Below are 12,437 nucleotides of genomic sequence, written 5' to 3' on the forward strand. Positions count from 1 at the left end.
CGGCCCGCTCTCCACCACAGAGCTGGCCGTTTTTTTCTTTCTCCCTCCCTACGTTTTGTACGCTTCCCTTCGGCCATTTAGTCGGATCCAATCTCAATCACATCTTGCATGCAAATTCATTTCGTTATGGTCTATTGATCGAACACTCGGTGTAAGATCCAGAAACCTGAAAGCAGGGTTAATAATCATAAAAACTAGATGATGTCGCCAAAGCCGGCAGCGTGCCGAAGAGCGCGTCACTTATACAGTTGAGGAGCGGTAAAGATGGCGAAACTCCAGGCGGTGCCCCCTGCTGCGGGACGTTCGGCTAATGAACAACGGCCAGTGAAGATCGTAGGTTTTCTGGTCATACCGAACTTCACTACTATCGGCTTCGCCTCTGCCGTGGAAACCTTGCGCATGGCCAATCTGGCAGCGCGCCAACCTATGTTCCGCACGGTTATCATCGCAGCCAACACAGAGCCGGTCACAGCCAGCAACGGCATGCGCATCCTGCCCGACTACTCCATTACCGATGCGCCAAAACTGGATATTCTGTTCGTTGTCGGATCAAACCCGATCGTCTCCAATCACAGCAGCCGACCGTTACTCAATTGGCTACGTAAGCTGGCCCATGATCAGGTGGCGCTAGGCGGGATTTGCACCGGCAGCCACTTGTTGGCTCGCGCTGATTTGCTCAAGGGTTATCGCTGCACGATTCACTGGGAAGACATCGAAGCGTTGAAGGAGCGTTTTCCAGGGATCATCATTTCCAACCAGCTGTTCGAGCTGGATCGGGATCGCTATACCTGCTCCGGTGGCGTGGCGTCCATGGACATGACACTGCAGTTGATTGCCCGCGAACCAGGTGGTCGGGACATCGCGGCCCATGCGGCCGAGTTGCTGCTGTGTGATCGGGTACGTGGCGCGCAGGAGCAACAGCGTGTGCCATTGCGGCAAAAACTGGGCACCTCCCAACCCAAGCTCAGTCAGATGGTGGCGATCATGGAAGCCAATCTCGAGGAGCCGGTGGGCCTTGAGGAACTCGCGCGGCTGAACGAAGTGTCGGTGCGGCAACTGGAACGCCTGTTTCACAAGCACCTGCAACGTACGCCAAGTCAGTACTACCTGGAATTGCGCCTTTCACGGGCGCGGCAATTACTGCTACGCAGCGAGTCGCAAGTACGCGATATCGCCCTCGCCTGCGGCTTTGTTTCACCTGCGCATTTCTCCAAGTGCTACAGCCGCTTTTTCGGTGTATCGCCCATCGGTGAACGTAAACAAGTGGCTTCCTTGCATTAACGCGTAAGAGCACGTCTTGCCGGTGCAGAAGGTCGATGCCACTCGTCAAAGAGAAGCGCCGCACAGGTTCACTGTGCGGCGCGTGATCTCACTTCTTGATGATGTTGTGTTCCGGGCCATACGGGAATTTGGTGATGTTTTCGCCACCCTGTTCGTTGACGATCAGTATGTCGTGTTCACGATAGCCGCCTGCACCCGGAAGGCCTTCAGGCAGCATGATCATCGGTTCAATGGAGACCACCATCCCCGGTTCCAGCACGGTGTCGATGTCTTCGCGCAGCTCCAGCCCGGCTTCGCGGCCGTAGTAGTGGCTCAGCGTGCCGAAGGAGTGACCGTAGCCGAAGGTGCGGTATTGCAGCAGATCGTGTTCCAGGAAGATCTCGTTCAGTTGCAGGGCGATATCGCAGCAACGCACGCCCGGCTTGATCAGTTTCAGACCGGCCTCGTGCACTTTGACGTTAACTTCCCACAAGCGCAGATGCTCGTCGGAGCAGTGGTCCAGGAACAATGTACGTTCCAGTGCAGTGTAGTAACCGGCGATCATCGGAAAGCAATTAAGGCTGAGGATGTCACCCTTGTTGACCTTGCGTGACGTCACCGGGTTATGTGCGCCATCGGTGTTGATGCCGGACTGGAACCAGGTCCAGGTGTCCATCAGTTCGGAGTTCGGGAAAGTGCGGGCAATTTCGCGCACCATCGCCTGAGTGGCGTGCAGGGCCACCTCATATTCTGGAACCTGATCACGCAAGGCTTCGACGATGGCGGCACCGCCGATGTCCGCTACACGGGCACCATGGCGGATGATCGCGTGTTCTTCGGCGGACTTGATCATGCGCATGCGCATGCAGGGTGCGCCGATATCCACCAACTCAGCCTGCGGGTAGCGGCTGGCAAGTTTGTCGCGGTTGAGCACATTCAGATGGTCGAACTCAATGCCGATACGCCCGGCCTTGGGCAAGGCTTGCTGGATTGCGACGAAATAGTTGTCGCGCTGCCAGTCGGTGTACACGATGTTTTCAGTGCCCATGGTACGGCGCCATGGCTGACCACCATCGATGTTGGCACTGATGGTCACGGCGCTGTCCTGAGTCACAACCAGCGCGTACTGACGACCGAAGGAGCAGTACAGAAAATCGCTGTAGTAGTTGATGTTGTGATAGGACGTGAACACTGCCGCGTCGATATTGTTCTGCGCCAGGTACGCCCGTAATTTGGCCTGGCGATTGGCGTATTCCTGGGCTGAGAACGTTGGTGTCACTTTTTCGCCGTTCTTGATCTGGATGGTTTTGGGCATTTGCATGTCATTTATCCTTGTCAGTGATTGAGCGACAGAGGGCGCCACTCTGGCGGGCCGCTGGAGATCATTCGAACAGATGCAAAGTGAGATTTTTTGCGCGAATCCGACCTGTAATTGGTCATATCCGCTGTTTCCGAAAGTGACCCTCAGGGCCATCAGACAAAGACCAAAATGCCCCCGAAAAGCGCGATGAAAGCCGCTTGGCGGGGGCATTGGCAAAGGGGTCAGGCGGTCAGTGAGCAAGACGGTTGCGGGGGTGTCCGTTCGTCGCGAGGGTGTACGCCGAAGTACTGACGATAGCAACGAAAGAAATGCTGCAACGAGACGAATCCGCACTCCCGCGCGACATCCGACATGGGCTGTTCACCGGCCCGCAATAACTGACGCGCCTGTTGCAAACGCAGGTCCAGGTAGTGTCTAGAGGGCGAACAACCCAGACGGTGTTTGAACAGCCGCTCCAGATGCCGCCGAGAAATGCCCATGGTCACGGCCAATTCGTCGATTCCCAGTGTTCGGGTCAAGTGCTCGTTCATTAATGCCAGCGTCGCTTGAAGTTTTGCCGGGGCGTTATGCATGGGTTGTAGAGGTCTGGCCTGGCGTGCTGAATGTTTTTCCATACGCAGTATCAGACCGCGGCCGTGGGTCCGGGCAAGCAGTTCGTGCATCAACCCTTGAACGGCCTGCGGGCCGACGCAGGTCAGACGTTGGCGGTCAATGCAGAACGGGGCGGTCACAGGGGTCAAATCATTGAAGGGACCCAACGACAGCAATGGATCAGATTCCGGCAGGCTGCAGCGGAAAGCGTCCAGTGCACCTATCTGCGCCAGCAGCCAACCGGCCTTGCCAAATGCACCGAGACTGATTGGCTGCATGGCCCAGTGGCACAGCTGCTGCCGAAAGTCCGGATGATCCGTGCAAGTGTGCAGGTTCTCGCCACCACAGAGGATTAACACATCGAGCGTTTGTGCCTGATCCAGTCGCGCAGTGGCGGTAGCTATCCCGTTGCTGGCGTTCAGTTGTTGGCCCTCCAGACTGAGAATTTGCCACTGGCAAACATTGCGCCCAGCCAACTGGTTAGCCAGGCGCAAGGGCTCCAGCGCATTGGCCAGGGCATACAAATCGAAGGCTTCCATCAACCAGAAACCAATACGCAGCGCTGGCAGTTGTGGCCCGCCAGATTCGGTCAGTTGCAGCATGTCCCGCTCTCCCTTTGGCCAAGGTGGCTCAGCACTCGATGGAACTGACCGCCAGCCCGCCACGAGAGGTCTCTTTATATTTGTCATGCATGTCGGCACCTGTATCGCGCATGGTGCGAATGACCCGGTCCAGAGAGATGAAATGCGTGCCGTCACCGCGCAAGGCCATTTGTGCGGCATTGATCGCTTTCACCGCTGCGATTGCGTTGCGCTCGATGCACGGCACCTGCACCAATCCGCCGACAGGGTCGCAGGTCAGCCCGAGGTTGTGTTCCAGGCCGATTTCCGCCGCGTTTTCCACTTGTTCGGGACTGGCTCCCAGGATTTCCGCCAGGCCGGCCGCGGCCATCGCACAGGCTGAACCGACCTCGCCCTGACAACCGACCTCCGCCCCCGAGATCGACGCATTGCGTTTACACAGAATGCCTACGGCAGCCGCGGCGAGAAAATAGTCCACCACGTCGCTGTCCTTGGCCTCGGGGCAGAACTTCATGTAGTACTGCAACACCGCCGGGATGATCCCCGCAGCTCCGTTCGTGGGTGCGGTGACCATGCGCCCGCCGGCGGCATTCTCTTCGTTGACCGCCAGGGCGAACAGGTTCACCCATTCCATGGCGCTCAAGGTCGAACCGATGACATTCGGCTTGCCGATTTCCAGCAGACTGCGGTGTAGGCGCGCCGCACGGCGCTGCACATTCAATCCGCCAGGTAATACGCCTTCGTGCTTGAGCCCGCTGTCTACACAGGTGCGCATGGCTTGCCAGATCTGCGCCAGCCCCTGGCGGATGTCTTCTTCGCTACGCCATGCCCGCTCGTTCGCCAACATCAGTTGGGAAATGCGCAGCCCATGGGCGTTGCACTGGCTCAACAACTGTGCCGCTGTACTGAAGTCATAGGGCAGTTCGGTCAGATCTTTATCGAGTTGGCCACTCTCTGCCTGTTGCTGGTCGATGACAAAGCCACCCCCGATGGAGTAGTAGGTTTCGCACAACAGCAGATGATCCTCGGCAAACGCACTCAACGTCATGGCGTTGGGATGGTAAGGCAGGTTCTCATCCAGTAGGCGCATGTCCCGCTGCCATACAAAAGGCACACGGTATTGACCGGCCAGCAGCAGGCATTGCGTCTCACGCAGAGCCATCAGCCGTGGCTCGATCTGTAGCGGGTCGACCTTGTTTGGCCATTCCCCCATCAACCCCATGATCACCGCTTTATCCGTGCCATGACCAATACCGGTGGCCGACAGCGAACCATACAACCGCACCTCGATGCGCTGCACCCGCGCCAGCATTTCCCGCTCGCGCAAGGCTTCGACAAAAAGAGCTCCGGCACGCATCGGGCCGACGGTATGGGAACTGGAGGGGCCGACTCCAATTTTGAACAAGTCAAAAACACTGATAGCCATTGTTGATCTCCGCGCACCACTTTCAAGGTTATTAAGAACTAACCGAATTGTCTGCGTCAGGGATCATCCAGACGTGTCAGATATCGACTCCAAAGTGTTCACCACTACCACTTGCGAGCTGGATATCTACGCGCGCCGAGTTGCGGGCTGGGCGCAACAGACCGGACGCGGATCTGGTCATCACACTCAACTGCTCTTTAAATACATCAGGCCCAATGCCGTGGATCTTTCAAAACAGCCTCATGCTCCGCGAATAGCCTGGGCAACTCAGCCTTGAGAAAATCAACCCAGGTTCTGACTTTGGCATCGAGAAAGCGCCGTGATGGGTAGAGCGCATAGACAGTGCGCTCCCGTAGACGATAAGCCGCCAGCAGGCGCAGCAACTTGCCCTCACTCACCGGACGGGTAGCGGTATAAAACGGCAGCAGACTGATGCCCATGCCAGCCTCAGAGGCTTTGACCATGGACTCGGCGACATTGCTCTGAAAGGTCTTGCCGGGGATGACACGATGCTCGCCCTGCTCGTCGTGAAATACCCATTCATCACTGTACAAAGGTTCGAGCATTCGCAGGCAGCGATGCTCATTCAGATCCAAAGGGTTGCCGGGTACGCCGTGGCGCTCCAGGTAATCCCTGGAGGCACAAGGCACGCTGTAGATCTGACCGATGGCCTGTGCGACAAATTGTGTATCGGCTAATTCCTGGGCAATCGAGATGACCACATCGTAGCCTTCTTCCAGCGGGTCTGGATTGCGATGTGAAAGGGTCAGCTCGAAGAGCACGTCGGGGTAGAGCTCTCCATACCGAGCGATCAGCGGCGTGATCAGTACGCCCAGGCCGTTCATGCTGTGTACGCGGAGCCGACCACTGGGCTTGAGATGGGCGCCGCGGGCTTCAGCCGTGGCCTCTTTCATTTCCTCGAGAATCTGCCGGCCACGTAACAGAAAACGCTCCCCGGCTTCGGTCAATACCAGTCGCCGTGTGGTGCGTTGCAGAAGGCGGGCTTGCACATGCTGCTCCAGGTCCGCCACCAACCGCGAGACTTGCGCAGTCGATAAGTCGAGCGCCTGCGCTGCTGCGGTAAAACTGCCGCTGTCCACCACGCGGACGAACACCCGCACGCTATTGAACAGGTCCATAAGTCCTCCCGGCGCGCCGACTGTTGCGTTTCATGTAACGCTGCATCAAGCGAACACCTCTTTATCCATAGCAGGCGAGGAATAGACTTTAGGCATCAGGATCACCACGGAGAAAAGAAAAATGAAAACGTTGATCGGTCTATTTCTGGCAGTAATCGCGACCTCGGCCATGGCGGCCGGCAACGAACAAATCCCGGCGACTCAGTACAACCCCGCGCAGCCGCCCGATATCGCCGAGGTGATATCGGTCACACCAACGGCAGGTGCCTGCGAAGTAGTGCCCGCGACCATGATTTATGTCGATCACCAAGGTGAAACCCATCGCCTGGTTTATAAGGTAATGGGCGGCTGCTCGGGCAACGTTTGATGAAACCCGGGCAGCAGGCGCCCACTATCACCCCAGGCCAACACCACAGCGCCCACGCCTGCAACCATCAACAGCAAACCTGCCCAGACTTTACGTGCCCTATGAGCCTCCATGCCGATCACAGCGGCGTTCAGGTATGACAGAAGATCAGCCAGTTTTTCGATAACCTCATGTACGCCGATATTGCGCATGGCATCCGTCTCTCATTATTTTTTAAGAACGGCAGACGATAAGTCCATCGTTTTTTTGAGGCCATGTGAGGCTATGGAGGAAAAACAAAATGCAATATCCGACCCGTGCAGATATCTATCCGTTTTGTGCGGAGGTGGCGTCACGGGCCATGATCGGGGTGTTTTTTATGAGTAAATACTCAGAGCAGTTCAAGCTAACAGCCGTCAACGCCTAACTCGCAGGCGGTACCAGCTAGACGCGTGCTTGGCTGTCGCTTCCCAGGATTGCTCGAGACCATTCTTTCTCAGCACTAAGCCGGAGCTCCGGCAAATGCCCAAGCCACCGGCAAGCAGCCCCTCCGACCATCAGCTAACTACGTTGCCCCTGGAAAATGCTATTGTATAAACACTGTCAGTTTCTATAGAATTCGCAAAGCACTGAACAGCCGATTTCGAGCATCGCCAAGCCCATGACCCAAAAGACCACCAAGTCCACGCCTGCCAAACCACGTAGCCGATCCTCGATTGGCGCGGTGCGCAGCCCGCAAAGCACCGAGGCCATCCTGGAAGCGGCCGCCGCTATTCTTGAAGAGCAAGGGTATCGGGCGTTCACCATGGATGCACTTGTCGAGCGCGCCGGGTCAAGCAAGCCGACCATCTATCGGTGGTGGCGCAGCAAAGGCGCTTTGTTGAGGGATGTTTACGAGCGCGCAGCGTTGACTTTCGTCACCTCCCCCGACACCGGGAATCTGGAACAGGATTTGATTGAACATTTGCGCTCGCTTTGGAGTTGGTGGCGGTCTTCAAGCGCCGGCGAAACCCTTCGCAGTGTCTTCATTGAAATTCAGTTGGATTCAAAGGCCATTGCGGAATTCCGAGAAGAATTTCTACCGCGTCGCGAACGTACTTTGCGCAAGATATTCGCCAGAGCAGTGAGCACAGGGGAAATTGTCGACGGTCCTGCGGTGGAGGTTGCCGTGTCTATGCTCACCGGCATGTCCTGGCTGCATCTGGTCACCGCAAACCTGGAGAATCTTGACGACATCGACCATTCGGTGGCGTTGATCGTCAAAGGCTTGAGAGTTCGATAGTCGGTTGGGTACCTGAATCTTTTTTTTGCCCCTAACGACACTGATAGTTTTTATTAGCTTCATCGCGCTTCCAACCGGTCACCTTTCGTTGCTGCACATCAGTCTTTAGGCCAGAGAATACCGTTCATGAACAGTCGAAAAAATGAGGGGTTTACGGACGTGCGATCCAGACGCCCCTTTGCCGCCCAAGCGTCAGTCGCTGTCCTGCTGATCCTGCTTGCCGGTTGCTCTTTCAGCGACTTGAAGTCCCAGTCCAGAATGCTCTCACCCGGGGATGCCGGTGAAACCTTGGCCAATAGCGGCATCACGTTATCGCCTGCCGCTTGGCCAACCGAAACCTGGTGGACCAGCTTCAACGATGCGCAGCTCAACACATTGGTCGAAGAGGCGCTCGCGGATAGTCCGACACTGCGCTCCGCCGCCGCTCGTGTGCACCAGGCTGGCGCCCTGGAGGCCATCGAAAGTGCCTCGCTGTTGCCTCGAATTGACGCGACGGCAAGTACCACCCGCGAACGCTTCAGTGCTAACGGCACCACGCCCGCGCCCGTGAAAGGCACCTGGCAAAACGTCAACCAGGCGACACTAAATGTCGGGTACGAACTGGATTTCTGGGGTAAGAATCGCTCGGCAGTTGAAGCCGCCGTGGGGCGCCGACATGCGCTTGAGGTCGACAGCCGCGCAGCAGCGCTGATGCTATCGGCGTCCATCGTGCAAACCTACATCGCCTTGCAGGACACTTATGAGCAACTGGACGTTGCTCAAGCGTTACTCGACCAGCAAGTGCACATCGAACAGCTGACGCAGCAGCGCTTTACCGCCGAATTGGGCACGCAGATCGACATAAAGCAAGCCCAAGCCTCGCTGCCCGCCAGCCGGGCCAATATTGCGGGCCTCAAAGAAGTGATTGAGCTTAACCAGAACAAGCTCGCCTCTTTGCTCGGCAAGGGGCCTGATCGTGGACGCTCGATTGCCCGCCCCCACATGCAGGCAACCAGCACCATCGCGCTACCCAGTAATATTCCTGCTGAGTTGGTCGGGCACCGTCCCGACGTGGTCGCTCAACGCTGGCGCGTAGAGGCATCGGGGCATGAGATTGATGTGGCCAAAGCCCGGTTTTACCCAAACGTGAACCTCACGTCCTTTATTGGCCTGCAAAGCCTCGCGTTCGACACCTTCAACGACCACAGCAGTCGAATTCTAGGTTTTTCGCCGGCGATCAGCCTGCCCATCTTCGAGGGTGGGCGCTTGCGCGGCAATCTGGATGCTCAGGATGCGGCTTACGACCTCGCCGTTGAAAACTACAACCAGACCGTCATCGACGCGCTACGTGACATTGCGGATCAATTGTCTTCGCTGCGTTGGTTGAAAGAGCGCCTGGTACAACAGACTGAAGCGGTCAACACAGCCCAGGCCGCGGCCGATTTAGTCAACCTGCGCTATGGCTCGGGGCTGGCAACGTACCTGCAAGTGCTGGCCACCGAGAACGCGACACTGACCCAGAAAAGTCAATTGGTCACGCTGCAGTCCCGTGCGCTTTCTCTGCAAGCCAACTTGAGCCGGGCGCTGGGCGGCGGCTATCGCCCCGAGCTCTCCACCACCGCCCCTGCACTCCCAACCGTAGCTGATAAATCATGACCACCCAAACACCCTCCCCCGTCCATCCCGCTCAACCCAAAGCGTCCTATCGTCCGCAGTTGTTGCTGATCCTCGGCATTGTGCTGTTAATGGCCACCTTGGGAATCTGGCACCTGTTGGGACTTGGTACCGAATCTACCGACGATGCCTATGTGGACGGCAACATCGTTCAGGTGACCTCCCAAGTCAGCGGCACCGTGACGGTGATCAGCGGCGATAACACCGACCATATCGATGCCCATGCACCTCTGGTCACGCTCAACGCCGTTGATGCCGAGATCCAGTACCAACGCACCCAGTCCAACCTGGCCCGCGCCGTGCGTCAGGCGCGGACCCAGTATTACCAGGTGCAGCAACTGGAAGCGGAGGTCAGCCAACGACAGAACGACGTGCGCAAGGCCCAGGACGACGTCCGCAGGCGCAGTCAACTTGCCGCCAGCGGCGCTGTCTCCCGTGAAGAGATCAGCCATGCCGAGGAAGTCCTCAAAAACGCCCTCGCAGGCCTCGACGGCACCCAGCATGCACTGGCCGTTCGCTTGGCTATGGTCGACAATACGACGCTGCGCACCCATCCCGACGTGCTGGTGGCTGCGGCCAATTTACGCGATGCCTTTATTTCCCTGCATCGCACGCAAATCTACTCGCCGGTTACCGGCCTGATCACCAAACGCAGCGTACAAGTAGGCCAGCGCATCAATCCGGGCGTAGCGCTGATGTCGGTGGTTCCGCTTGATCAAGTGTGGGTGAACGCTAACTTCAAGGAGTCGCAGATCCAGGATTTGCGGATCGGCCAACCCGTGGTGCTGCGTGCCGATGCCTACGGCCGCAAAGTGGTTTTTCACGGCACCATCGTGGGCCTGGATGCCGGTACCGGCAGTGCGTTTTCCTTGATGCCCGCCCAAAACGCCACGGGGAACTGGATCAAGGTGACCCAGCGCGTGCCAGTGCGAATCGCCCTGCAACCCGAGGAAATCGCCGCCAACCCGCTGCGCCTCGGACTCTCCATGCACGTGTCCGTAGATACCACCGACACCAGTGGCCAGGTGCTCAATAAAAAGACGCCCGCGCAACCGGCCTACAGCACCAACGTCTTTGAAAATGAGCTTAAGGACGCCAATGACGTCGTGGAGCAAGTGATCAGCGCCAACGATGACCGTGGCCAATATGCCAAGCATCTGAAACCTTGACGGGGTAGCTCATGTACCGGAAAAACGCCGCCTTGTTGATCACCGTAGGGCTGCTGTGCGCATTGGAGTATCTGCAGGCAGGCATGATCGCCTTTGCCTCCGCCCCCATCCGCGGTGAGATTGACGCCAGCCCTGAAGAATTCACCCTGATTGCAGCGCTCTATGCGTGTATCGCAGTGGTGGTTATCTCAAAACAGCGCTGGTTGGTGGAACGGCTCGGCTGGCGCAACTTCATGCTGGGCTCCATCAGCATTTACGTGTTGGGGGCTTTTGTGTGCGGCGTCAGCAGTGACCTCACCACCTTCACCGCCGGCCGCGTGGTCATGGCGCTGGGCGGCGCATCGTTCATGACCTCGGCGCGCCTGATGGTCAACCTGCTCCCGCCGGGTCCCGGGCGTTTCGTCGGGGTAAAAGTATTCGCCACGGGGCTGGCCAGCGGTACGGCAGCGGCGCCCTTTCTTTCATCACTGGTGGTGGTCGAGGACACGTGGCACGCGATCTTCTGGCTACTGATCGCCGGTGCGTCGGCGGCGGCCGTGCTCTGCACTCGCTTTTTACCCAACACACCGATTCATGAAGATGACCAGACGCCCTCCAGCCCGGCGAACATCCTGTTGTTATCCGTCAGTACTTTCTTCCTGCTGTATGTGCTCCAGCGCTCCTACTACGACTTTTACAATGAGACGTTCATCCTCCTCGCCTTCGCGCTGCTGGCCGCCCTGGGCGTGTATATCTTCTTCCACGCCGAACACGGTAAAGAGGCGCCCTTCCTTAAGGTCAAGGACTTGATGCAGTCTCGCTACATCCTCGGGGTGGCGTTGTTCTGCTTCACCTACATTGTGCTAGGCAGCAACAACTACATTTTGCCGTACTTCCTGCAAACGGCGCTGGGGTATTCCTGGGACACCATCGGTACGTTCCAGGCCTTCGGCTTGGCTGGTGCGCTGTTGACATGGATCGTCATGGCCATCGTCATTCCAAAGTACCCGGCTCCCAAGAAATTTTTCGTGGCCGGATTCGTTGCCCTGATCAGTTTTGGCATGCTGCTGTCATCCCTGACGCCCGACGCCAATATGTGGTCGAACATCTTGCCTGCGCTGGTGCTTAACGGGTGCTTCGTGATGCTGGTGCTCGCCACGGCGGCCATGCAGACATTTCGTGACGTGACACACCATGACACGCTGTTCGCCCATGCCTATCAGATCAAAAGTATGCTGGCGCAGATTGCCATGGCACTCGGCACCACCGTTGCCACCCTGTTTCTGCAATGGCGCACCACCCTGCAATACAACAACCTCAACGGGCATTTCAGCTCAGGCGATCCGCTCTATCTGGAACAGACTCAGATGCTGACTCAAGCACTCACCCCTGCCGTAGGCGCGGGCCCAGCCAGTCAGATTTCAGTGTCGACGCTTGCACAATCCTTGCACCAACAATCAACCCTGGTCGCAAGCATGGAATACTTTTGGGCTGTCATCGTAGTCGCCGCCATTGCACTGATCATTTCCATGCTGCAAAAGACCTTCAAGTAAATGAAGCTCCAGCGCTTGAGCGTGCATAAGCAAACCTAAAGAGCAATTGTTAGCTTGATCCAGTACCGCTTGGCGCAAGGGTGTCGTCGTCAAAAGCAAGGAGTGTCGGTAACCGGCTCCTCAGAGCCGATCACCGT

At 57.4% G+C, this 12,437-nt stretch carries 11 protein-coding genes; 6 read left to right on the plus strand and 5 right to left on the minus strand.

Going from position 1 to position 12,437, the window contains the following annotated elements:
- Nucleotides 1-264 precede the first annotated feature (264 nt).
- Nucleotides 265-1,281, plus strand: coding sequence for a GlxA family transcriptional regulator (locus tag K0F75_RS02060; protein ID WP_219060094.1), 1,017 nt, complete (start codon nt 265-267; stop codon nt 1,279-1,281).
- An 88-nt stretch (nt 1,282-1,369) separates the two neighbouring features.
- Here K0F75_RS02060 and K0F75_RS02065 read toward each other — a convergent pair whose 3' ends face one another.
- The 4 genes from K0F75_RS02065 to K0F75_RS02080 all read right to left on the minus strand — a co-directional run bounded on the left by K0F75_RS02065 (nt 1,370) and on the right by K0F75_RS02080 (nt 6,318).
- A complete protein-coding gene (locus tag K0F75_RS02065) occupies nt 1,370-2,581 on the minus strand; it encodes a M24 family metallopeptidase (protein ID WP_219060095.1) in 1,212 nt (403 codons plus the stop codon).
- A gap of 221 nt (nt 2,582-2,802) precedes the next feature.
- Nucleotides 2,803-3,774: a GlxA family transcriptional regulator gene (locus K0F75_RS02070; protein WP_219060096.1), complete on the minus strand. Its 972-nt coding sequence runs from the start codon at nt 3,772-3,774 to the stop codon at nt 2,803-2,805.
- A gap of 28 nt (nt 3,775-3,802) precedes the next feature.
- The gene (locus K0F75_RS02075; RefSeq protein WP_219060097.1) at nt 3,803-5,179 is read right to left on the minus strand and encodes an L-serine ammonia-lyase; all 1,377 of its coding nucleotides are present in this window, start codon (nt 5,177-5,179) and stop codon (nt 3,803-3,805) included.
- Nucleotides 5,180-5,385: 206 nt separating this feature from the next.
- The gene (locus K0F75_RS02080; protein ID WP_219060098.1) at nt 5,386-6,318 is read right to left on the minus strand and encodes a LysR family transcriptional regulator; all 933 of its coding nucleotides are present in this window, start codon (nt 6,316-6,318) and stop codon (nt 5,386-5,388) included.
- A gap of 121 nt (nt 6,319-6,439) precedes the next feature.
- Here K0F75_RS02080 and K0F75_RS02085 point away from each other — a divergent pair, with 121 nt between their 5' ends.
- The gene (locus K0F75_RS02085) at nt 6,440-6,685 is read left to right on the plus strand and encodes a DUF2790 domain-containing protein (protein WP_219060099.1); all 246 of its coding nucleotides are present in this window, start codon (nt 6,440-6,442) and stop codon (nt 6,683-6,685) included.
- On the opposite strand, the gene K0F75_RS02090 is transcribed toward K0F75_RS02085, so the two are convergent.
- Nucleotides 6,649-6,876: a hypothetical protein gene (locus K0F75_RS02090; RefSeq protein WP_219060100.1), complete on the minus strand. Its 228-nt coding sequence runs from the start codon at nt 6,874-6,876 to the stop codon at nt 6,649-6,651. The genes K0F75_RS02085 and K0F75_RS02090 overlap by 37 nt on opposite strands.
- A gap of 449 nt (nt 6,877-7,325) precedes the next feature.
- Here K0F75_RS02090 and K0F75_RS02095 point away from each other — a divergent pair, with 449 nt between their 5' ends.
- The 4 genes from K0F75_RS02095 to K0F75_RS02110 all read left to right on the plus strand — a co-directional run bounded on the left by K0F75_RS02095 (nt 7,326) and on the right by K0F75_RS02110 (nt 12,300).
- Complete coding sequence (locus tag K0F75_RS02095) at nt 7,326-7,946, plus strand: TetR/AcrR family transcriptional regulator (protein ID WP_219060101.1); 621 nt, start codon at nt 7,326-7,328, stop codon at nt 7,944-7,946.
- Between the two features lie 126 nt (nt 7,947-8,072).
- On the plus strand, nt 8,073-9,581 hold the full coding sequence (locus tag K0F75_RS02100) for an efflux transporter outer membrane subunit (protein ID WP_219060102.1): 1,509 nt from the start codon (nt 8,073-8,075) through the stop codon (nt 9,579-9,581).
- Nucleotides 9,578-10,768: an efflux RND transporter periplasmic adaptor subunit gene (locus K0F75_RS02105; protein ID WP_219060103.1), complete on the plus strand. Its 1,191-nt coding sequence runs from the start codon at nt 9,578-9,580 to the stop codon at nt 10,766-10,768. Before K0F75_RS02100 ends, K0F75_RS02105 begins: the two co-directional genes overlap by 4 nt.
- An 11-nt stretch (nt 10,769-10,779) precedes the next feature.
- Nucleotides 10,780-12,300: an MFS transporter gene (locus K0F75_RS02110; protein ID WP_201021257.1), complete on the plus strand. Its 1,521-nt coding sequence runs from the start codon at nt 10,780-10,782 to the stop codon at nt 12,298-12,300.
- The last annotated feature ends 137 nt before the right edge of the window (nt 12,301-12,437 follow it).

The sequence above is a fragment of the Pseudomonas sp. UMAB-08 genome (assembly GCF_900095225.1).
In the GTDB taxonomy this organism is placed as follows: domain Bacteria; phylum Pseudomonadota; class Gammaproteobacteria; order Pseudomonadales; family Pseudomonadaceae; genus Aquipseudomonas.

Coding starts and splice junctions, on each gene's coding strand:
- K0F75_RS02060 (WP_219060094.1), top strand. CDS start 265: ATGGCGAAACTCCAGGCGGTGCCCCCTGCTGCGGGACGTTCGGCTAAT.
- K0F75_RS02065 (WP_219060095.1), bottom strand. CDS start 2,581: ATGCAAATGCCCAAAACCATCCAGATCAAGAACGGCGAAAAAGTGACA.
- K0F75_RS02070 (WP_219060096.1), bottom strand. CDS start 3,774: ATGCTGCAACTGACCGAATCTGGCGGGCCACAACTGCCAGCGCTGCGT.
- K0F75_RS02075 (WP_219060097.1), bottom strand. CDS start 5,179: ATGGCTATCAGTGTTTTTGACTTGTTCAAAATTGGAGTCGGCCCCTCC.
- K0F75_RS02080 (WP_219060098.1), bottom strand. CDS start 6,318: ATGGACCTGTTCAATAGCGTGCGGGTGTTCGTCCGCGTGGTGGACAGC.
- K0F75_RS02085 (WP_219060099.1), top strand. CDS start 6,440: ATGAAAACGTTGATCGGTCTATTTCTGGCAGTAATCGCGACCTCGGCC.
- K0F75_RS02090 (WP_219060100.1), bottom strand. CDS start 6,876: ATGCGCAATATCGGCGTACATGAGGTTATCGAAAAACTGGCTGATCTT.
- K0F75_RS02095 (WP_219060101.1), top strand. CDS start 7,326: ATGACCCAAAAGACCACCAAGTCCACGCCTGCCAAACCACGTAGCCGA.
- K0F75_RS02100 (WP_219060102.1), top strand. CDS start 8,073: ATGAACAGTCGAAAAAATGAGGGGTTTACGGACGTGCGATCCAGACGC.
- K0F75_RS02105 (WP_219060103.1), top strand. CDS start 9,578: ATGACCACCCAAACACCCTCCCCCGTCCATCCCGCTCAACCCAAAGCG.
- K0F75_RS02110 (WP_201021257.1), top strand. CDS start 10,780: ATGTACCGGAAAAACGCCGCCTTGTTGATCACCGTAGGGCTGCTGTGC.